General features: G+C 44.9%; 19 protein-coding genes and 1 pseudogene. 9 read left to right on the top strand and 11 right to left on the bottom strand.

Annotated features, from left to right (window positions below):
- Window positions 1–98: 98 nt before the first annotated feature.
- From NX720_RS21985 to NX720_RS21970, 5 genes are all read right to left on the bottom strand, one after another.
- Window positions 99–1,250: a fatty acid desaturase gene (locus tag NX720_RS21985; protein ID WP_262597532.1), complete on the bottom strand. Its 1,152-nt coding sequence runs from the start codon at window positions 1,248–1,250 to the stop codon at window positions 99–101.
- Window positions 1,251–1,309: 59 nt separating this feature from the next.
- Complete coding sequence (locus NX720_RS27305) at window positions 1,310–1,561, bottom strand: 2Fe-2S iron-sulfur cluster-binding protein (RefSeq protein ID WP_404831017.1); 252 nt, start codon at window positions 1,559–1,561, stop codon at window positions 1,310–1,312.
- Between the two features lie 9 nt (window positions 1,562–1,570).
- A complete protein-coding gene (locus NX720_RS27300) occupies window positions 1,571–1,840 on the bottom strand; it encodes an AzlD domain-containing protein (protein ID WP_404831108.1) in 270 nt (89 codons plus the stop codon).
- Window positions 1,841–1,887: 47 nt separating this feature from the next.
- Window positions 1,888–2,604, bottom strand: coding sequence for an AzlC family ABC transporter permease (locus NX720_RS21975; protein ID WP_262597528.1), 717 nt, complete (start codon window positions 2,602–2,604; stop codon window positions 1,888–1,890).
- 316 nt (window positions 2,605–2,920) lie between these two features.
- Window positions 2,921–4,282, bottom strand: a complete 1,362-nt coding sequence (locus NX720_RS21970) for an IS110 family RNA-guided transposase (RefSeq protein WP_262597527.1) — start codon at window positions 4,280–4,282, stop codon at window positions 2,921–2,923.
- A 527-nt stretch (window positions 4,283–4,809) separates the two neighbouring features.
- On the opposite strand from NX720_RS21970, the pseudogene NX720_RS21965 reads away from it, so the two are divergent.
- Both NX720_RS21965 and NX720_RS21960 read left to right on the top strand, forming a co-directional pair.
- Window positions 4,810–5,385, top strand: a pseudogene (locus tag NX720_RS21965) (ISAs1 family transposase); the annotation flags it as partial.
- Between the two features lie 163 nt (window positions 5,386–5,548).
- Entirely contained in the window at window positions 5,549–6,985 is a 1,437-nt protein-coding gene (locus tag NX720_RS21960) for a transposase (protein WP_262597526.1), read from the top strand.
- A gap of 60 nt (window positions 6,986–7,045) precedes the next feature.
- On the opposite strand, the gene NX720_RS21955 is transcribed toward NX720_RS21960, so the two are convergent.
- The 3 genes from NX720_RS21955 to ltrA all read right to left on the bottom strand — a co-directional run bounded on the left by NX720_RS21955 (window position 7,046) and on the right by ltrA (window position 8,793).
- Window positions 7,046–7,498 (bottom strand): IS1 family transposase, encoded by a 453-nt coding sequence (locus NX720_RS21955; RefSeq protein ID WP_262597524.1) that lies wholly within the window; start codon window positions 7,496–7,498, stop codon window positions 7,046–7,048.
- Between the two features lie 16 nt (window positions 7,499–7,514).
- A complete protein-coding gene (locus NX720_RS21950) occupies window positions 7,515–7,808 on the bottom strand; it encodes an IS1-like element transposase (RefSeq protein WP_262567266.1) in 294 nt (97 codons plus the stop codon).
- 274 nt (window positions 7,809–8,082) lie between these two features.
- On the bottom strand, window positions 8,083–8,793 hold the full coding sequence (gene ltrA, locus NX720_RS21945) for a group II intron reverse transcriptase/maturase (protein ID WP_262597522.1): 711 nt from the start codon (window positions 8,791–8,793) through the stop codon (window positions 8,083–8,085).
- Between the two features lie 946 nt (window positions 8,794–9,739).
- Between ltrA and NX720_RS21940 the strand changes: the two genes are divergently transcribed.
- On the top strand, window positions 9,740–9,910 hold the full coding sequence (locus NX720_RS21940; protein ID WP_262597520.1) for a hypothetical protein: 171 nt from the start codon (window positions 9,740–9,742) through the stop codon (window positions 9,908–9,910).
- Between the two features lie 49 nt (window positions 9,911–9,959).
- Here the strand turns inward: NX720_RS21940 and NX720_RS21935 are convergent, their stop codons facing one another.
- Both NX720_RS21935 and NX720_RS21930 read right to left on the bottom strand, forming a co-directional pair.
- Window positions 9,960–10,931 carry an ExeA family protein gene (locus NX720_RS21935; RefSeq protein WP_262597518.1) on the bottom strand — a complete coding sequence of 324 codons (972 nt, stop codon included), beginning with the start codon at window positions 10,929–10,931 and terminating at the stop codon, window positions 9,960–9,962.
- Window positions 10,921–11,442: a hypothetical protein gene (locus tag NX720_RS21930; protein ID WP_262597516.1), complete on the bottom strand. Its 522-nt coding sequence runs from the start codon at window positions 11,440–11,442 to the stop codon at window positions 10,921–10,923. Before NX720_RS21930 ends, NX720_RS21935 begins: the two co-directional genes overlap by 11 nt.
- Before the next feature lie 455 nt (window positions 11,443–11,897).
- On the opposite strand from NX720_RS21930, the gene NX720_RS21925 reads away from it, so the two are divergent.
- On the top strand, window positions 11,898–12,080 hold the full coding sequence (locus tag NX720_RS21925; protein WP_262597515.1) for a hypothetical protein: 183 nt from the start codon (window positions 11,898–11,900) through the stop codon (window positions 12,078–12,080).
- Between the two features lie 29 nt (window positions 12,081–12,109).
- Here the strand turns inward: NX720_RS21925 and NX720_RS21920 are convergent, their stop codons facing one another.
- Window positions 12,110–12,742, bottom strand: a complete 633-nt coding sequence (locus tag NX720_RS21920) for a hypothetical protein (protein WP_262597513.1) — start codon at window positions 12,740–12,742, stop codon at window positions 12,110–12,112.
- A gap of 236 nt (window positions 12,743–12,978) precedes the next feature.
- On the opposite strand from NX720_RS21920, the gene NX720_RS21915 reads away from it, so the two are divergent.
- The 5 genes from NX720_RS21915 to NX720_RS21895 are packed head-to-tail and all read left to right on the top strand — an operon-like array spanning window position 12,979 to window position 19,475.
- Entirely contained in the window at window positions 12,979–13,209 is a 231-nt protein-coding gene (locus tag NX720_RS21915; protein WP_262597511.1) for a helix-turn-helix domain-containing protein, read from the top strand.
- Window positions 13,209–13,832, top strand: a complete 624-nt coding sequence (locus NX720_RS21910; RefSeq protein ID WP_262597509.1) for a DUF1819 family protein — start codon at window positions 13,209–13,211, stop codon at window positions 13,830–13,832. The genes NX720_RS21915 and NX720_RS21910 overlap by 1 nt, the downstream gene beginning before the upstream one ends.
- On the top strand, window positions 13,829–14,434 hold the full coding sequence (locus NX720_RS21905) for a DUF1788 domain-containing protein (protein ID WP_262597507.1): 606 nt from the start codon (window positions 13,829–13,831) through the stop codon (window positions 14,432–14,434). The genes NX720_RS21910 and NX720_RS21905 overlap by 4 nt, the downstream gene beginning before the upstream one ends.
- 14 nt (window positions 14,435–14,448) lie before the next feature.
- Window positions 14,449–18,132, top strand: coding sequence for a BREX system P-loop protein BrxC (gene brxC, locus NX720_RS21900; protein ID WP_262597505.1), 3,684 nt, complete (start codon window positions 14,449–14,451; stop codon window positions 18,130–18,132).
- Window positions 18,133–18,191: 59 nt separating this feature from the next.
- Window positions 18,192–19,475 (top strand): hypothetical protein, encoded by a 1,284-nt coding sequence (locus NX720_RS21895; protein WP_262597504.1) that lies wholly within the window; start codon window positions 18,192–18,194, stop codon window positions 19,473–19,475.

Genomic DNA, 19,475 nt, shown 5'->3' with positions numbered 1-19,475 from the left:
GGAGTTGGCGGGCTACTCTAAAGGATAGAAATGCCGTGCTCCCTTTTTCAGTTGAGCCTCAGAGTTACTAACGATTATTTATTAGTTAATCAATTGGGTTATTCTTTAGCATATTCATTGAATTCAGATATGTAATCCTCATTCTTCTTTGAGATTACTGTGAACACATATTCGATGGCATTATGGAGTCCCCAAATGTCAATATATTCAGGTTCACCGTCTTCTAATTGAGTTGTTGCAGCCTCACGGTTGTAACGAGCATTTGTCCAATTAAAGCATAACGGCTTTCGATGATGGTAATCATGCTGGGGAAGATCGCCTACCAATATAAACAACCTGACGGGTAAGTGATAGAAAATTTGCTCCAAATACCATAACGCTTTCTTCAAACTGCCTTTTTCCGGATATTTAGAGCCACAAAAGCGTCCCCATGAAATATCTGCATAAAAGTATGGGTCTTTCATCAGGTCGTCTTTGTTTCTGACGTTATTTTCAAACCAGGCATGTTCACTGCATACTTCAATGAATGCACTGACCTGGTACATAAATATCATGGGAATAACAAACGTTATGAGTAATGCCTCAAAGCTTCCTGTTATCTTGAAAGGTATTACAAGAATTGCTGCAATGTATAAAAGTGAGAAGAAACTTCTTACTGGTCTTTGAGCATTAATATTATAACCGAGCCTAGTTATGAAGAAAGACAGGTGGAATATTGGTGAGAGAATACTGATCAAAAAGTTAAGGTATAAGCTTTCCTTTTTTTGACCTAAATTGATACCAAAAACAGAGAAAAACTGGACAATTGGGTCATATTTAGTGGCAAAGCTGAGTGGCGCATGATGCGTTTGGCAGTGGTCAACTTTGTATGTTTTATAATCTTGTGTGATCATCAATAGTGTTACAAGGTCACCAATAAATTGGTCAAATCTACTGTTCCCACTGAGCCTGTCATGAACGCTCTGATGTAGAATAACTGCGGCCATTCGTCTGGATGAAAATACCAGTCCGGCCCATGAAATTAAAGTAATAAAAATACTTGGAGTATTGATTTGGTTCGCAAATCCAATAAAGTAAGACACAAAAAATATCGATATAATCGCTGCCACATATATTGACCAGTGCAATTTAAACAGTGGCTTTTGATCAAGGCTGGGTTTCCCTGTCAACCATGTAGCTATTCTATCTGGCATAAGAGACGACTTGTAAGATTCACGTACAATCTTACTGTCTAACTGATTCAGTTTCATGAAATTACTTTTATTTTCAACAGAATTTATGGCCAATCTGCCTATACAGGAAAAGGTTGTTAATATTGTATGATTTCAATATCTGAGTCTGGATAGCTCTGGCATGCGAGCATAGGTCCAGCATTTCTTTTGCTTTTTATATTTCCTGAGATTAGATGGAATCGACACTGCTTGCATTCTCCAGAACCACAACTATATTTTATTTTCTCATTATTCCGTAATAGTGCTGTCAAGATTGTTTTACTTTCTTTGGTTTGAATCTCATTACCATTGTATTTAATCGTTAATTTTCTGCTTCGTTTGAAAAACATACGACACCTCTAAATAAAAATATACTTTACTGATGAGAATATAATCATGCTTAAAAAAACTACAAATAGAGTATTTTTAATCATCAAACTAATTAAAATGGTAGACATACCTGCTATAAGAAATGGGTTTGTTAAATCACTTACGCCCCATTTTACGCCACCAAAAACGATAGGAGCTGCCATTGAAACCAATATACAAGGAGCAGTAAATCTTAAAAACCGTTCTATGCTCTCATTTAGCTTTATCGGTATGTTCTTGATAAAAAAAGCATATCGCATAAAAAAGGTTATGATTGACATTGCTAAAATTGAATAAATACTCATGCCTACCCCTTTCCACTGTGTTGTTCTATGAAATACCCTGTACACATGCCTATTAGACCAGAAAATAATAGGCCATTTGATATTTCATAACTGTGAAATATCACCGAAGTTAGGGACGATACAAGAACAGCTATCAGTGTGGCCAATGATTTTATGTTAGGTACAACCATCGCTATAAAGGTGGCTGCAATTGCAAATTCTAGCCCTAGTTCGTCTAGATTTGTGATACTACTTCCTGCAATAATTCCTGTTAATGTTGATAGATTCCAAATCAGATAGAATGTAAACCCCGAAATCAGCGCATAATCTAGTGAGAAGTACCCCAATGACCTTTTCTTACTTTCTGCTACAGCAAACATTTCATCCGTAAGGAGAAAAGCGAACGCCATTTTTTTATATAAAGGAAGTTTAAGAGCTTCATATCTGAAAGTCGCAGAATAAAGTAGGTGGCGAGAACTAACCACAGCAGTGCTGCCCAATATGGCAGGCAGTCCACCGCCACCACCAATAATAGATAGAGCGGATAGTTGTGCTGCACCAGCAAATACTAGCAAGGACATTAATTGAGATTCTAATGGAGTTAACCCAGCTTGGATAGCCAATGAACCACATAGTATTCCCCATGGGATTACGGCTATTGCTAACGGTAAAATATCAAGGACTGCCGCTAAACCAATAGGGCGTGGTTGATCATTCGACATAGCTCTGTCAAAAATCATTATTATTATTTCCGGCTATGATTATAAATGTAGCTTGCCTGACTCGTGCATTGTAAAAAGCATTGCACTATTTTCAAGCGGATTAAATTTTAATCGGTGTTTGATTTTCATGTGTTAGATAAATAACTTACATGCACTATAAGCCCCGTGTGTGACAATATTATTTTAATTGGATGTCTTTTTTATTTCTATCTTTTGCGGAATTCTAGTTTATACATCTTTCTGCGACAGTGGTCAACTATAATTCAAATGGAAGATAGGATTTTCTAACTCATACCTTCTGAGTAACTCCTCCGGTCTCGCCACTTGCACAGAGTCAAGCTGGTGAGGCTGTTTCAACCCTGACCAGCTTGTACCCCATTTCTTCTGCACGCTTTTTCATATTTTTAATCACTCGGTCACGATACTGCTCCTCGTAGTAATCCTGACCTCGCTCAACATATTCTGATCCATTTTTCAGCATGCTATAAATCAGTCGTGCAAGTTTGTGTGCAGTCGCTGTAATCGCTTTGGGTGCACCCAGCTTACTTCTCATCCGGCGATAATAGGCTCCTAGGGCACTTTTTGAATTTACCAGTGTCAATGCGGCCATCCTCAGAGCTGAAGCAGCCCTGTTTGGAATCCTTTTGGTCTTACTGCTTAACACCTTTCCCCCGGATATTTTGTTTCCGGGACTCAGCCCCAGCCAGGAACAAAAGTGCTTCTCTGTCGGCCAGCGGTTCATGTCCGTCCCTGTCTCAGAAATAACTTTCAGGGCGGTATTTTCTTCTATCCCCTCGATCGCTGTCAGATCGACCCCGGTCATCCTGTAAAGGTGAGCTCTTACATCAAAGCCGGGGGCGCTGGCTGATTTTCTCTTTGCAGGCAATGAGGCGCTTTCGACCTGATCATCGAACTGACTCAGCTGATTCTCAAGTGCCTTATCACAAGCTTCGATTTCCTTTTCGTAAAAATCATAAAGCTCAACGGCCTGCTTCAGAGCAAACAAATGCTCTGCCCGATAGTGTCCATGCAATGATTTAGCAATGACTTTCTCTGATTGCTTGCAATGGGAATCACGGTGGCTCGCCAATACTACAGGATCGCGCTCACCCCTGAGGATGGAACGAATGATGCTCATCCCGGTTTTGCCGGTAACATCCGAAACGACATTATCCAGCAGCAGGTTCATTTGGCGTAAGGCTTTCTGCATGTGCTGTATGTGCGACGCTCGATAGCGGATCAGGGTTTCACGTTGGCGCATGTAAGCACGCAGAGCGCACACCTGATCTTCAGGACGAAAAGCACCTTCAAGCAAGCCATGTGTATGCAGTTGTTGTAACCACTGGCAGTCCTGTACGTCACTTTTACGACCAGGGACGTTTTTAACGTGGCGTGCATTCACCAGCCTGACTTCAAGCCCGTGCTCTTCAAGCATTTCGAAAGCAGGAATCCAGTATATTCCGGTGGACTCCATGACTACGGTGGTAATCCCGATACATACAAGCCACTGGGCCATCATCTCGAGATCAGCAGTGAAGCAGGCAAAAGACCGGACAGGCTTATCATCCAGCTCTTCAGGGACAGCAACAAAGTGGAACTCTGAGCCAATATCAATGCCTGCCGCGTAGAGGTTGACGGTTTTAAGATGACCAGATATTCGTTTTTGTGCTTTAGTGGGTTTTGGGTTGTGCTTCATGATTGCCTACCTATACTCCAGAGCGAAGGCATATCTGGGTATGGGGCTGTCGATCATATGCAGTCTTCCGAACGAGATCGCCAGGCGTCATCAGTGATGCGGTCGCCAGCCTCCCGACCACGCTAAACTCCGGGCACGGGGCACCAGTGTGCGTTCGGCCTTTGGCCTGGATATGCCTTCCTCCTTATCGTAGAACGAAGGCTCAAGGTTAGCTTATTAAAAGAGTTACTCTGGGATGTGTGCCCGCAGGGTGGGCTAGTCCGCTAAACACTAAAAATTTTATATAAAGGTTAAACAGATTCATATCTTAATATAGTTATAAAATTATCAAAAATGACAGTATTCCAGTATCAGCAAGCTACTGCTATCACATTAAAGTGTCAAGTATCATTTATCGGTGTAATTTACAACACTTACCTGACAGGGTCACAGGGCGATCTCATTTGGCACTAACTGCTTTGTCCTGAGACAGTAAACCTATTCAGAAGGTATGGCATTCTTTGCTCCAAGATTAAGGATTGCTGCACATGACTCTCTTGGATATTTGTTCTGAACTAACTGAAATTCGCGCTGATAATCATCGATACCCTCTGCCTCACCTTGTATTCATAGCTGTTTGTATGATCACTTGTGGAGCTGAAGACTGGAAAATGGTTTCTCAACTTGCCAGAAAAAAGAAATACTGGCTAAACCTCTACATCCCTATGCCTCATGGTGTTCCATCACACCACACTTTCATCCGGGTTTTCGAGCGACTTGACCCCGACGAGTTCCGGCAGTGCTTTATAAATTGGGTAAAGCAAATTGCTGAACGCACTCATGGTGAAGTTGTTGCCATTGATGGAAAAACACTACGGCGCTCATACGACAAAGGGGATAATAAAGCGGCTATTCATATGGTTAATGCGTGGGCTAGCCAGACCGGCATGGTGCTTGGACAGCTCAAAACAGCAGCTAAGTCGAATGAAATTACAGCCATTCCAGCTTTACTCGATATGCTGGAGATCAGTGGATGTATCGTCAGCACCGACGCCATGGGGTGCCAAAAAGCGATCGCCGAAAAAATCAGAGAGAAAAATGCACATTATCTTCTGGCCGTTAAACTCGATGCTGCAGTTTTTAAGTGATTCGAAGGGGAGTGTCACGGGGGAGGAAAAAAAGAAGTAGACTACCACTGCGGCTCCGAAATCAGGCCTTGCGAGATTCCGTCATAGCCACAGCAGCAGGCTGGAAGGTAAGATCGCACAGGAACTCAATTACCGTCAAGTGTCGTTTGTGCTAATTCGCCCATTACCTGCTGTCACCGCCTTTCTGGATGCTCTAAATAACTCACTCAAATCCATCAGTTCGTCTGCACAGCTGAGTAAAAGCCAGAAGGTGACACTGGGTGTTTTTATCATGGGCATTGTCGTAACCAAAGCCATTAACTGGGCCGCTTTTGAACGCAGAAGTTTGGGCAAGTTCAAAACAACCCGCCTGTGCTGGATGTTTTATAAGGCTGAGATAGCATGGCATAAACTGTTACAGGCCAGCGTCAGAAACATACTCTTAAGCTATGGGATAAAAAACGGAACCCTTGCAGCTGACGACACAGGGAAGAAGCGTACCAAGCGAACCTCCAAAATAGACGGTGCTCACAAGGTAAAAGATAAATCAACGGGCGGCTACTTTAACGGACAGGAGCTGGTCTTCATGGTGCTTGTCACTGAAATAGCCACCTTCCCGGTAGGGTTCCGTTTCTATGTACCCGACCCTGCATTGTCGGCGTGGAGGAAGAAAGACAAGTCGCTCAGGAAACAAGGTGTTCAGAACAAAGAGCGACCTGCGCGCCCCGAACCAGACCATGTTCGCTATCCCACCATGCAGTCGTTGACACTGGATATGCTGCAAGAATTTGTTGATGCGTTCCCGGAAATCGCAATCAGAGGTGTACTCGCTGACGCATTGTATGGCACAGGAGACTTCATGGATAAGGCAGCTGCGATAACCGGCGGAGCCCAGGTTATCAGCCAGTTACGCTCCAACCAGAAAGTGTCTAACAGAGGTCATTCAGAAGCTGCCCTGAAAACTTATTTTGCACGTCAAAAGGGAGTTCAGGCCCAACTTATGATCCGAGGTGGCAAAGAAGAGCAAGTCACCATTCAAGCAGCTCGATTGTATGTTAAGGCTCATGGGAAAAGGCGTTTTGTTATTGCCCTGAAGTATGAAGGTGAGGAAGATTATCGTTACCTGGTGGCTTCAGATATGTCATGGCGACATACCGATATAGTCAGGCTTTACACCTTGAGGTGGTTGGTCGAGGTTTTTATTCAGGACTGGAAAGCCCACTGCGGCTGGAACAGATTGAGCAAGCAGCAAGGTGCTGATGGATCGCAGCGTGGCGTGATTCTGAGTCTGCTGTGCGAACATATGCTATTGCTGCACCCTGAGCAATTCGTCCTGCTAAAAAACAAACAGCCCGGGATGCCCGTTGGTTGTCTGATCGAGCGCCTCAACGCGGAAGCATTGCTTAACACGGTAAAAGCGGTGGTGGAGTCGGATGATCCGGATAATGAGCTACAGGCTCTTACATTAGCGTTGGAAGACACTCTGCCTAAACGAGAGTCGAGTAGACATATGGCTGGTAGAGACCTGGGAAGACAGGAAGCAACGGACACATTGAAAGCTCATGCTCAGAAATTTGAATTGTTGGACGCAGCTTAGCATTGGGGCGCATGGAGCGTGTTGTTTAAGTAAAAACTGCAGGGTAGTGGGGTAAACCTGTTATATTGCATGGATGTCAATGCCAAATTCGATTTTGTTGATCAACAGGCCAATAACAATATCGTGCATTTGCTCTAACTTTGAAAAACATATTATCTTTCTGGTCAGACGCTTAATCCAAGTTCTAAAATTCAGGTTTTTACGTTCAATTTTCTGAGTATTCTCTTTTCCGATGATGTGACTACTTTCGTCGATATTACGCTCATAGGCTCCCCAATCATCAGTATAAAATTTCTTGATACCAAATGGCTCAAGAAGCTCTTTTAGTTTTTTGAAAACCTCATCCTTTCGTTTCCCAAAAACGTAAGCCAAAACAGTATTGGTCGCATGATCAACTGCATGCCAAAGCCAACGCTGGTTACTTTTTTCAAACACATAAGACCACTGTTCATCTATCTCGGCCTCTTGGCAGGCGAGGCCTACGTGAATTACAGCACCCGTTCCAAGATCCATTTTCTGAATATTGGGATTAACTTGAACTAAGCCTTTCTCTTTTTTTTAATGTGTTTATTACTGTTTTTTTATTGATTCCTAAAACCCTGCTTGTATCCCTGATGCCGCCACCATTAATTGCCATATCGACGACTTTTTCTTTAACGCCTGGCTCATAAGCTTTGTACCGGTACTCAAGCATAAAGGACTTGGTTTCACATTCAGCATTACAGCAAAAGTAGCGAGGAACATTATGAGCACTGTAGCCAAAGCTTTTAACGTCATTACCGCCACATTTAGGGCAGTGAACTGGTGTGGAGCACATTTTCATATCGCTCTATGATAAATACGGCATACGCCGTATTTTAGCAAACAACTACAAAATATCAGGTTTGCCCCACTACCGAACGCTGCTGCTTCAGGGGGTTATTTGAAAGTTAGTGCCAAATGAGATCGCCCTGGACAGGGTCAAGCCCTGCCTTTTCCTTAACGCTCACGACCAAGGCTCTTTACCTTCGCCGCTTAAGGTGGTTTGAAGCCTCCTCCTGCAAGGCGGCTCCGAGGGGCCCTCCCTCATCTTCTGCGCAGTTGCGCATCGGCGCTGCTTACGCAGCAGCCTGTGCTCGTGGCACACCATCATCAGCATAACGTTCAAACCAGACATTCGGAATGTGCCGCTCCAGCCAATGATCGAATGCGTAGTGCATGAACAGGTTTGCCAAGAGAGGGCTGATAACTCCCCCTTGTGGCGTCCCTTTCGTTCTTGTGACTCTCTCCTTGCCATCATCAACAGGCGCCTCCAGCCAACGTTTTATATACAACAGCACCCAAGGTTCCTGTATATGGTGCTTCACTGCTTTCATCATGAGATCATGATCAAGGTTGTCAAAGAAACCTTTTATATCGAGATCAATCACCCAGTTACGACGCCAGCAACGCTTTCGCGCTACAGCCAACGCCTGATGAGCGCTTCGATGTGGCCGGTAACCATAGGAGTTTTCATGAAAAACAGGTTCCACTAATGGCTCTATGGTCAGTTTGACCACAGTTTGTGCTATGCGATCAGCTACTGTCGGTACTCCCAGCGGTCTCGTGCCTCCATCTTTCTTTTCGATGTCTACACGCATGACGGGGGGAGGAAAGTAACTTCCTGATGACATCCTGTTCCATAGTTTGTACAGGTTCCCGCTAAGATTGACTTCATAATCAGCCAGTGACTGACGATCAATGCCAGCGGCGCCCTTGTTGGCCTTCACCTTCTGCCAGGCTTGCCAGACAAGCCTTTTTGAAATTGTGAACGGTTTTGCTTCAGTCATAGACTCATCCCATTAAATTGGTTGATCTACTCCTTCCACTGGATAAGTCAGCTCCTTAGCTCCACACCCATTACAGGTGCTTCATCACTATTACGGGCTGATCCGCCCCTGTGCCCTGTATTGGTACTCAGAGCCTTGCTGTTTCGTCAGCTTGGCTGGCTCCCTTAACACCAGAGCGACATGTTCTCACGTTCCGCAAAAGAGCCTGAAACCTGCTCATGCCAACTTTGTGCCGGACACCACTCAGGCAGTAACTGGATTTCCCCTGAGCTCATCATGGAGTGGATCTGCCCTCCACTTTTGATGTCGAAGTACTCGCTTACGACACGTCATCATTGGTTTACTTGCGTTCATCTTCAGGTTTCACACCTGACGCAATCTTGTTGCGCCTTTTCTGTGACGCTCACCACCCTGACTCTTAATCAGCGCAGCTCACAGTGGTTTGGTGGTCGCTTCCAGAAGCCGCCACCGGAGGGCCCTCCTCCATCTCAATTGCAGTTACGAGCAGACCGACTCTGCTCTCGTGACACACCAGAGCCGGATGAGCCCAATTAAGGCATCCGGTTCCTCATAGTTACTGGTTCACTAGCCGACGGCTGTAAGAATACCGATGATGGATTTTAGGCGGTGTCAGGGGGAAACGATCCAAGAGCAGATTGAATTTCTCCCATGTGATATGGCTCTTTTGCGAACGCCTACTGAGCCATTTGTGCCAGATTTTCTGCACTTGATGATGGACTAAATCTAAAGCTTTGGCGTTACCGGTTATCCCGAAATATGCGTAATGCCCCCGAAGTTTTCGGTTCAATCTTGCATATTGCTCACTCAGTGTTTCGTGCCGAAATTTCCGGCAGTATTCGTTGAATGATTTCAGGGTTTTGGCTATTCGCCCTTTTGCCGTTTTCTGGAACACGACAGTGTTTCCTTTTCGGGAGGTTCCCCAGAAATGGGTAAATGTAGCGAACTGAAAACAAAAACGGCTCTGCTTGAAAACAGAGGGCGTTTCCTGCTCACAATCATTGAAAATAAGATTCCGGCTGTGCTCACATTCATTGAAAATGAAACCACAATCATTGAAAACAAGCCGAAAACAGCCGGTTCTGCTCACAATCATTGAAAATAAGCGTTAGCCCTTGTGTAGCAAACGCTACAACTGTCTACTGGTCTTACAGAACTATTCCAAGAGTCTTGATGCCGTCCATGATCTCATCTCGGCGAGAGCCATTCAGATCACCTTTGATGAAGCTACGGGCTTCCTTAACCTTGATATCCAGAGCTTCTGCCAGAGTACGAGGGTCATAACCCTGCCTGATCAATTGTGCTTCTCTGCCGTTCAAATCAAAAGCCAGAACCGATTTCACCAGGTCTTCAGTCACAGGCTTGATACCTGCACGGTAGCCTTCAGTCAGAGCCAAGTTGAGATACTGGTGAATCTGCAAAGGTGTTGACAGCTGACTGGCAAGGAAGTCGATAGCATCGGGCTTTATAATCGACTCCATTTTTACTTTTGGCTTCAGGCACTGTTTGAACAAATAGTCGATGTACTCTTTCTTCTGCTTCTGGATACCGTCAAGAATAAAGGTTGTTGCTCTGGCTCCTATTTCTTCCATTGTGGGACGTTTCAGGTCGTTCGACAGTTTGGGATGACCGGCAAGAACAATGGATAAAACACCACCGCCTCCCTGCATGACTTCAATCAGTCGTTTCAATGCCACTAGTGTTTTGCCATGCAGGTCATGGGCTTCATCAACGAACAAAACAACGGGTTTCTTCTTGTTTTTTACCATGTCCCTGAGATGCCTTTCCCGCTGTTCCGGCTGCGAAGGTAGCTTCTCAGTTTTCGTCCGGCGTAAGTCACAGAACAGAGCTGTAATCAGGGTTCCCAAGGTCAAGCGGTTTTTCTCAACAGACAGTGACTGGCACACGACCACATTCTTCTCTTTTTTCAGGGTCTCATGCAGCTGGCTGAGTATGCGTGTTTTTCCACACCCCACGATGCCGGTTAATGCGATCAACCGTCCGCCCTGTATGTTATGACGCACTTCCTGAAGGATGTTCTTGAACTCCTCCGTTTCGAAAAAATCGACCCGATCAAACTCCCTGGTGATCTCATAGTGGGACATGACTTCACTCAACATGGTGTACTACCTCGGTGGTACTTGGATTCAAGGCTGAGTCAACACGGCTCAGAACAGCTTCCTTATCCAGCGTTTCTTCAAGAATCTGCCGGATCACCTCAAGTTGCTCCCCGGAGAGTCTTGCCAATGGTTCCCCCAAGTGGTCAGCAATGGCTTTCCGGGCAGTGATGGCATCAGGCCAGCAGGTTTCATGAAAGGGGTCTTGCAGGGAGAACGGTATAGAAGACGGTGGATCTTCTGATACGGAAGAAAAAGACTCAACGAGTCCGGCATCACGGTAAGCCGCTTCTGGTAATGACAGGATTTTTGCCAACTGGTCTATCCTGTCTGCTCGCTTCTCCCGTGAGGTCTTTTTGTGAGCGCGATATTTATGTAGAGGAATCGGACCTTTGGATGGGTAGTAAGGTCCGAACCGTTTTCCATGGTACTCTACGAATACTTCTTCATCGTAAAGCCCCCACCAGATGACCACCTCTTCTCCCGCCAGCTCTGCGGAGGCTTCATAAGTCACGCCATTAACTTCAAACCGGGCATCAATACCGACTTTGCGCTTGACCGGTTCCCTTGCAAAATGACAGAACTGTTCCCAGTCACACTTTATTTAATTTTTACAAACTGTTTTATTAAAATAATTTCTGTCAAAATCTGCTATACAAATCAAGGGTTTGCATTCTGCCGGTTTTCAAAAATATTTTGTCAAAATCAGGCATATTCCTGCATCCGGTCAAAAACACAATTTAATAGTTTCTGTCAAAGCCTGAACCCCTTCTGTAATCAGTGAGTTAGAACGTTTACTTTCAACTATATTTGAGTGCAAACTACGGGAGGCGATATCCTAGAAGTTGCACCTAAAAGCTGGCTTGAACTGCAAAATGGTCATTATAGGTCCGCGAGAGAGACAGCTTTGATATTGAGTGACTGTAGTACACAAATACAAAACAACTCTTGAAATCAGTAAACAGTAATATGGCAAAGGTAAATTCAAAAAGACAAGTTCCGCTTACAGCTGGGCAGCGTGCAGAGCTAGGGGTTAAACCCGGTGATATGCTTGATAGTCAAATTATTAATGGCATGTTGGTGTTACAAAAAAAGCCAAAGGTGGCACTCAGTCACCTTTACCGCCGCAACCTCAGGATAATGTTTCTGTAGACCTTGTAAATAATAAGCATTGACACGAGTCAGGAGGGATACCAATAGGTATAACCTTCTTCAATAGGACCGTATTTCGTCCCCAGCTGGTGATATTCTTCAAGATAGACTCGAACATCTTCTGGGAAACGGTAGATTTTCGGATGAACCATCGCCAAATATTCATCGAAGTTAGGGTGCTGCTGGTAATAACCATTATTTATGGCAGCTTCGAGTGAACGATCAAAGTGTGTCCTGATATGTATCAGTGCGGCTCGAACTCTTTTATTTAAAGGGAAGTTAGAGTCACTGTATATTCTTGAAAAAAAGTGCTTCTTTTTTTCCCTCAGGTGGTAGGAATCGGGCAGGTTGCCTAAATGTATTTCCGCCAGCTCATAGTTTCGATGATAGCTTTCATGGCGTCTACGGTCAGAACTCAACCCCTTAACATAAATATACCTACAATATCGACATCCACTACGGCGAGAGTCAAATTCAGATATAAAGGCATTGTGCTTTTGTCTTGCTTGGTAATAGCTTGAAAAGCCGCCAATAGAAGCTGCAGCAGTATTCAGGCTGGCACGAGACGATACGCTGCTTCCTTCTTGTGCAGCTATTACTCGCAGAGATCTGGCTTCTTCTTTTATGGAGTCAAGCCAGAGAACTCCATAGTTGGTATTCATATGACTTAATTGAGCAAATAATGGTGGAAGTGGGACGCTAGATGACTATGAAAGTATAGTTTTGTTGCTCTATTTCGCATTGCTTTATGAAAATAGGTACGAACTGGATACAAAGCAGAAAATAATTAAAAATTCAGGCTTAAACCAGACAAATCAGCACTAATCTATAGTAATCATTGTCAAACCAAAACTGATCCGATAGTCTGCCCAGATTGTCAAGCCACATATTTCCCTACATGAACATTGCTACCCGCTGGTTATCAGTTGAAGAAATTGCCCATCATCTGGGCGTCAGTCGTGACACTGTTTACAGTTGGATTAATACACGCCAGATGCCTGCCCATAAAGTAGGCCGCTTATGGAAATTTCAGGCCCAGGAAGTTGATGCCTGGGTACGATCTGGTGGTGCGGCGGACTCTCCTCAGGCAGAAAAAGAAAAGCCTTCAGCCAATGGAGAGTCATCCTAATGAATGCCAAAGTCTGGTTTGGTGATCTGATGACGGGCAACCTTCTGGTACGTGAAAGTTTGTTGATAGCACCGCTGCTGTTGCAAAAACCAGATTCAGATCAGTGGAAAGAAGAAGTCGAGATTCGTAATCTACTGCAGAAATCCTCCGTTCACAGTGCCAGACGTGTTGCCTTGGGCATACGTCGTCGGCTAGAGCCAATGGGAGAGGAATTTCTCCAACAGTTAATTGGTACTGATGAAACGACGTGTCGTCAGCTGCTCCTGCTTGCAGTTATGGTTAAGTCTCCTGCTATCTGCCTTTTTATGGATAAAGTAATCCGTGAGAATCGTAGAATTTATCAGCCACAGCTGCCAGTTTCTGCATGGCAGTTATTTATCGAAGAACACTATACCGTTATAGGTGGTCTTGAAGAATATTCTGAGTCAACCCTGATAAAAACCGGAACCAATGTGATCCGTATGCTGGTCGACGCAGGTTATCTTGAATCTCCGAAAACATTGAAGCTGCAGACCGTCTATCTGGTGCCTGAAGTCCAGCAGTTCATCGATACTCTGATTAACTCACCAGCTCCACAGCCCCACTGGCAAATATTACAGTCTGCTATGGAATGTACCCAATGAAACAGCCCGCAAAACAGCTACAGAACCGATTGAATCTGGTTCAGGAACGCATCGAGAGTACTGAGTTTTTAAACAATGAGGGCTTGGGTAATGAGCTTGGTTTCTGGGTATTTGATTACCCACCCGAGTTTGAACTGGTGGTACGTCAACATACAGAAGAAATAATGAAACGCCTGCATAAGCGTGGGTATCGTTTTGCTGTCGTCAATCTGTTTGAGATTATGATTGATATGATCGAAGCCCGAAACCTGCTTGATAAAGCCTTCCTGAAAGAGAAACATAAAGGTGCAACTGGTCTGAAATCAGCTCTCAAAGCGCCTCTTGATCAGAAGCGGGTGGCGGACTACCTCACCAGCAAAATAAATCCTGAGCAACAGCAGTTCGTTATTCTCACAGGCCTCGGCAGCACCTGGCCTATGCTCCGGGGGCACGAGTTACTTAATGCCCTTCACGCCAAAATGGGGGCGACACCTCTGGTACTTTTCTATCCGGGAACCTATAGCGGGCTGGATATAAAACTCTTTAACCTGATCAAATCCCACAATTATTATCGCGCCTTTAAACTGGTTCCTGAGGACGGCTCTGCGCCAGCAGCAAGCTGAACAACAGCAGAGTCATGAGCAGCACTATGAAAATAGAAGATCTTTTTGTAAAGAAATTGACCCGTAACATCAACGGTGTCGTTAAAGCGGAACAGCTGGATAAAGAAAGTGTATCCACAGAGCTGGACGAATATGTTGTCACAGAAGAACTGAACAGGCATTTTCGCAGCTTTTTTGAGACTTATACCCCTGCTGTTACCGGTATGGCAGACTCCTCCATTGCCGGAAAAATAGGCGTCTGGGTATCCGGCTTTTTTGGTTCCGGTAAATCCCACTTCATCAAAATTCTCTCTTACCTTCTGGAGAACCGTGCAGTTGAGCAAGATGGCATGGCTAAAAAAGCTATCAGCTTTTTCGATGGAAAGGTCGATAGCATGCTCTATGGGGATATTCACAGCGCAGTGAATAAACCTACCGATGTCATGCTCTTTAACATTGATTCCAGGGCGAACACCGAAGACCGGGAAGACGCCATTCTCAAAGTGTTCCTGAAAGTCTTCAATGAGAAACTGGGGTATTGTGGCGACCATGCTCATATTGCCCATCTTGAACGAGAGCTGGATAAAAGAAATCAGTTCGATAGCTTCAAGGCCCAATTCGCAGAACTGACCGCGTCGACATGGGAAGAAGAGCGTGATGCTTACGACTTTTACAGAGACGATATGGCAGAAGCGCTTGCCGAAGCGACCGGGCAAAGTGAAGACTCTACCCGTCAGTGGGTCGAGCAGCTGGAAGCTAACTTTCCACTGGATATTAAGAACTTTTGTAAATGGGTCAAAGATTACATCGACAGTCAGGACGACCGTAATGTTCTATTCCTTGTGGATGAGGTGGGTCAGTTTATTGGTGACAACACCCAAATGATGCTCAAGCTCCAGACCATCACTGAGGAGCTTGGTACGATATGCAAAGGTCGTGCCTGGGTGGTAGTGACATCACAGGCAGATATCGACGCAGTGTTAGGCCAGTTTACAGCCAGCAAGGGCAACGATTTCTCGAAAATCCAAGGACGTTTTTATACCCGGATTTCCTTGTCCAGCTCCAACACCAACGAAGTTATTCAAAAGCGACTGCTGGAAAAAAACGAAGCGGCCAAAACAGAACTAGCCAGACAGTTTGCGGAAAAAGGCGACATTATCCGTAACCAGCTGATGTTTGATAAAACAACTACGGCTGAGCTGGCGGGCTATAAAGACACCGTGTCGTTTGTAGATAACTATCCTTTTGTTCCATATCACTACCCTTTGGTTCAGAAAGTGTTTGAATCCATTCGAACCAAAGGTGCAACCGGTAAACATCTGGCAATGGGAGAACGTTCATTGCTGGACGCTTTTCAGTCTGCAGCCAAGCAGATGCGACAGCAGGATATTGGTGTACTGATTCCGTTCCACTGCTTCTACAGTGCCATCGATAGTTTTCTGGAGCCAGCGGTAAAACGAACAATTGAACAGGCTTGCGCACTGGAATCCCTGACAGAGTTTGATGGGCAAATTCTGAAAACCCTGTTCCTGATTCGCTATGTCGATACCGTTAAAAGTACATTGGATAATCTGGTTACCCTGTCTATCAATCAGATCGACGCCGATAAAATAAACCTTGGTAAACAGATAGAAGAAAGCTTAAACCGCCTTGAACGACAGCTGTTGATTGCTCGTAATGGTGACGAATATATTTTCCTGACCAACGAAGAAAAGGAAATTGAAAACGAGATTCGTCATACCGACGTAGAGGCAGCAGAACAGACTCGCAAACTGTCAGAGTTTATTTTTGACCAGGTCTTACTGAGAAAAAATCAGTATCGCTATCCGGAAAACAAGCAGGACTTCAAAGTCAGTCGTTTCTGTAACGGGCATCCTAAAGATGGGGCATCCCTGGAAGATCTGGTCATAAAGGTCATTTCACCACTGGATATAAACTATACCCAGTTCAATGAACAACAGTGTTTAGCCCACTCACTGGAATCCAACGGCTGTATCCTGATCAAATTGGGTGAGAACAAGCGGCTTTGGGATGAACTTCAGACCTTCGTAAAAACATATCGCTTCCTAAAAGTAAACTCCGGACAGCGCCCGGAGCAGGAGCATCTGATTCGTGAAAAGTCTCTTGAAAATAATGAGCGTGGCAAACGCCTGAGACATGAGTTTGAAGATCTGTTTAAACAGGCTGAGTTTTTTGCCATTGGTACCCGTTACCATTCCGGCGCATCGGCCCCGGTAGGTATGGTTGAAGAAGCATACAGCTATGTTATCCAGAATACTTTTGCCAAGCTCAGTATGCTACAGCCCACTTCAGGGGATATTAACCGTGAGATACAGGCGGTACTGACCGCTGATGATCTTGGTCAGCTGGGTCTGAATCTGGATAATGAACAATGTAATCCTTCTGCAGTGAAAGAAGTTGAGCAGTTCGTCAGTTTAAAAATCGAACTGAATCATCCTGTTTATGTAAAAGACATTATTCACCAGTTTACCCATCGCCCCTACGGCTGGCCGGATAATGAAGTGCTGTTGCTGTTGGCAAGGCTGGCACTGGCTGGGAAAATAAACTTCATCTTCAATAAAGATGACCTCCCTCGTCACCGGGCTTATGACAAGTTAACTGGTCGCCGCAGCTGGTCTGACCTACGAATTCAGCGTGTACGCCAGCACGAAGAGCGGGACCTGTCCAAGGCAGCAAAACTGCACAAAGATCTCTTCAACAAAACTTTCACTGGCTCCGGAGAAAAAGCGCTTAATGAAAGCCTCCGTTCGGAACTGGGCAAGTGGTTGGAAACACTGAAGAGTTGCGACAGCAAATCCACTACAGGGCAGTTCCCAGGTAAGACTATCATCAAAGAAGGCCTTACACTGGTTACAGGTATTCTGGCTAATAAAGACAGCTATCGCCTGATTCAGAACCTGCTAAGCAGTGCCGATGACCTGGATGAGTTTGCTGAGGATTTTGAAGATGTAGAGGACTTTTATTCCCAACAATTTAATACCTGGCAACAACTAGCAAAGGCTCTGTCCGTGGAATTTGCCAGCAACCGAACTGCTCTGGATAAAAATGCATCGGCAGCCAGAGCATTGCAGCAACTGGAAACCATTCACTCCAGCGATCGCCCTTATGGGAAAATCAGTCAGGTCAACCGACTGATTGAACAGGTGCGGGCAGTTAATCAACAATTGCTTGACGAGAGACGAAACCATGGGTTCGAAAGAATTGATGAACGAATTTCTCGCATTTCTCAGCAACTTGACGAAGTAAAAGCACCGGACAGTCTGAGAAACGAGGCGCTGATCCAGTTGCAGCAAGCCAGAAAGCGCATCGAGACTCTTCACTCAATCGCTGAAATTTTTGCTACTCAGAAGGAGGCTGAGGAGCATGAGGACGAAGCAGAGCAAAAAATCAACCGCTATGTCGAGACTGAACGTCAACGGCTGCTGGCGGAGCAGAATAAGATCGAGGCAGAAAAAAAGAGAATTTCTGAAGAGACTAAGAATATTAGTCCTAAAGGAAGTCCAAAAGAGCAACCTGTTCGCAAAGTCGCCGAACCCAAACCTCCGGTTTATGTCAAGCGCACCATCAGCTTCAGTCCCAATTCAGTGGCACCAAAGGCATATATTGAGACTGAAGAACAGGTGGAAGAGTATCTGGCAAAAATACGCAAGGAATTGTTGGATGCTGTTTCAGCGGGTGACCGGGTAAGGATAAAATAATCATTCCCAATACTGCGGCTTGATGCTTCAAGCCGCAGCGCCAAATAGGGAGATATAAAATGTTGTGCTTTCTCAATTCCGATGATCTGGCCAGTTCAATAATCAATGCCAGACAGCGAATTGTCTATATCGCTGCAGGCATGATACCAACAGTCAGTGCGGCTCTGATAAAACTGTATAAAACACATCCAGATATAGACATCTATATTGCTTTGGATATCAACCCTCATAGCCTTCGGCTTGGCTATGGAGAGCTTGATTGTGTAGAAGAACTCAGGGATGCCGGTATTGTGGTCTACGAACAGCCGAATACCAGACTCAATATTTGTGTTGTGGATGACATCGGCTGGAGCTTCAGCCATCCTCCCATGTTGGTAGAAGACGCCAATGTAGTTCACGGATTCAATGCGTTAACTCTTTCAGCCGAGCAGGTTCATGACATTGCCGCAACCGTCGCAAACCATGTGCAAACTCCGCAGCCAGCCCATATAGAGGGAGCGAAGACAGAAAAACCTCTTGTCGGGAAAGCGGTATCATTGCTCAATGTCCAGCCACTGACAAATTCAAGGATGTCAGAAGTAAAAGAAGATATGGCCCGGAATCCGGCTCAAAAATTTGATGTCAGTCGTCAGGTCAATGTTTTTAACAGTCGTATTGAATTTGTCGAATTGGAACTGGAAGGCGCTCATATTGATCGTCATACCTTCCGTTTTCCAAAAGAGATAAAGCAACTTATCTCCACTGACAGAGATGCTCAGGACAGGTTCAACGCTACTTATAAATTGATTAGTGAAGGCAGTAAAGCTTCTTCAAAACCCATAGTCAGAGAAGTAGACCTACTTCGGAAAAACTTCCTAAAGCCCATGGGGAAAATGGGCCGGGTGATGCTGAGAGCACAAAAAGAGAACTTTAATGGTCAGCTTAAAGAGGCACAAAAACTAATAGCTGACTACAAGACAAAACTCCAAAAAAACCTTGAAAAGGAACTGGAAAACTCAAAAAAAGTGTTAATTAACGCACTGGTTGACCGGGTAAAGGCAAACCCGCCCGATGAGCTGAAGTACGGTATTGAAGGGAAAAGGGTAACCAAAAAGGATGCGAAAGGTTATCTGGAAGATTTGTTGGAAAAATCCATGCCTACAGCAGAGTCATTGACCGGTGATATCAAGCTTCACTGTCATTTCAAAGCCGTTACCTACGAAACACTCTCTGATGAAGAATTTCAGAAACAGCTCAAAAGCGCCTTTCCAAGAGTTGACTGGGATAAGCCGATGGAAGAATACAAAGCTGCCAAAGAGAGTGGCACTCAAGCCTTGTTTGACCAGCAGAAAATCCAATACTAG

The organism is Endozoicomonas euniceicola (assembly GCF_025562755.1).
Taxonomy (GTDB): domain Bacteria; phylum Pseudomonadota; class Gammaproteobacteria; order Pseudomonadales; family Endozoicomonadaceae; genus Endozoicomonas_A; species Endozoicomonas_A euniceicola.
Note: the sequence above shows the minus strand (reverse complement) of the source record. Positions and strands in the feature narration are given on the sequence as shown.

Bases quoted from the DNA above. Each gene is read 5' to 3' on its own strand.
- NX720_RS21985 (WP_262597532.1), bottom strand. From the start codon at position 1,250: ATGAAACTGAATCAGTTAGACAGTAAGATTGTACGTGAATCTTACAAG.
- NX720_RS27305 (WP_404831017.1), bottom strand. From the start codon at position 1,561: ATGTTTTTCAAACGAAGCAGAAAATTAACGATTAAATACAATGGTAAT.
- NX720_RS27300 (WP_404831108.1), bottom strand. From the start codon at position 1,840: ATGCGATATGCTTTTTTTATCAAGAACATACCGATAAAGCTAAATGAG.
- NX720_RS21975 (WP_262597528.1), bottom strand. From the start codon at position 2,604: ATGATTTTTGACAGAGCTATGTCGAATGATCAACCACGCCCTATTGGT.
- NX720_RS21970 (WP_262597527.1), bottom strand. From the start codon at position 4,282: ATGAAGCACAACCCAAAACCCACTAAAGCACAAAAACGAATATCTGGT.
- NX720_RS21955 (WP_262597524.1), bottom strand. From the start codon at position 7,498: ATGGATCTTGGAACGGGTGCTGTAATTCACGTAGGCCTCGCCTGCCAA.
- NX720_RS21950 (WP_262567266.1), bottom strand. From the start codon at position 7,808: ATGAAAATGTGCTCCACACCAGTTCACTGCCCTAAATGTGGCGGTAAT.
- ltrA (WP_262597522.1), bottom strand. From the start codon at position 8,793: ATGACTGAAGCAAAACCGTTCACAATTTCAAAAAGGCTTGTCTGGCAA.
- NX720_RS21940 (WP_262597520.1), top strand. From the start codon at position 9,740: ATGGGTAAATGTAGCGAACTGAAAACAAAAACGGCTCTGCTTGAAAAC.
- NX720_RS21935 (WP_262597518.1), bottom strand. From the start codon at position 10,931: ATGTTGAGTGAAGTCATGTCCCACTATGAGATCACCAGGGAGTTTGAT.
- NX720_RS21925 (WP_262597515.1), top strand. From the start codon at position 11,898: ATGGCAAAGGTAAATTCAAAAAGACAAGTTCCGCTTACAGCTGGGCAG.
- NX720_RS21920 (WP_262597513.1), bottom strand. From the start codon at position 12,742: ATGAATACCAACTATGGAGTTCTCTGGCTTGACTCCATAAAAGAAGAA.
- NX720_RS21915 (WP_262597511.1), top strand. From the start codon at position 12,979: ATGAACATTGCTACCCGCTGGTTATCAGTTGAAGAAATTGCCCATCAT.
- NX720_RS21910 (WP_262597509.1), top strand. From the start codon at position 13,209: ATGAATGCCAAAGTCTGGTTTGGTGATCTGATGACGGGCAACCTTCTG.
- NX720_RS21905 (WP_262597507.1), top strand. From the start codon at position 13,829: ATGAAACAGCCCGCAAAACAGCTACAGAACCGATTGAATCTGGTTCAG.
- brxC (WP_262597505.1), top strand. From the start codon at position 14,449: ATGAGCAGCACTATGAAAATAGAAGATCTTTTTGTAAAGAAATTGACC.
- NX720_RS21895 (WP_262597504.1), top strand. From the start codon at position 18,192: ATGTTGTGCTTTCTCAATTCCGATGATCTGGCCAGTTCAATAATCAAT.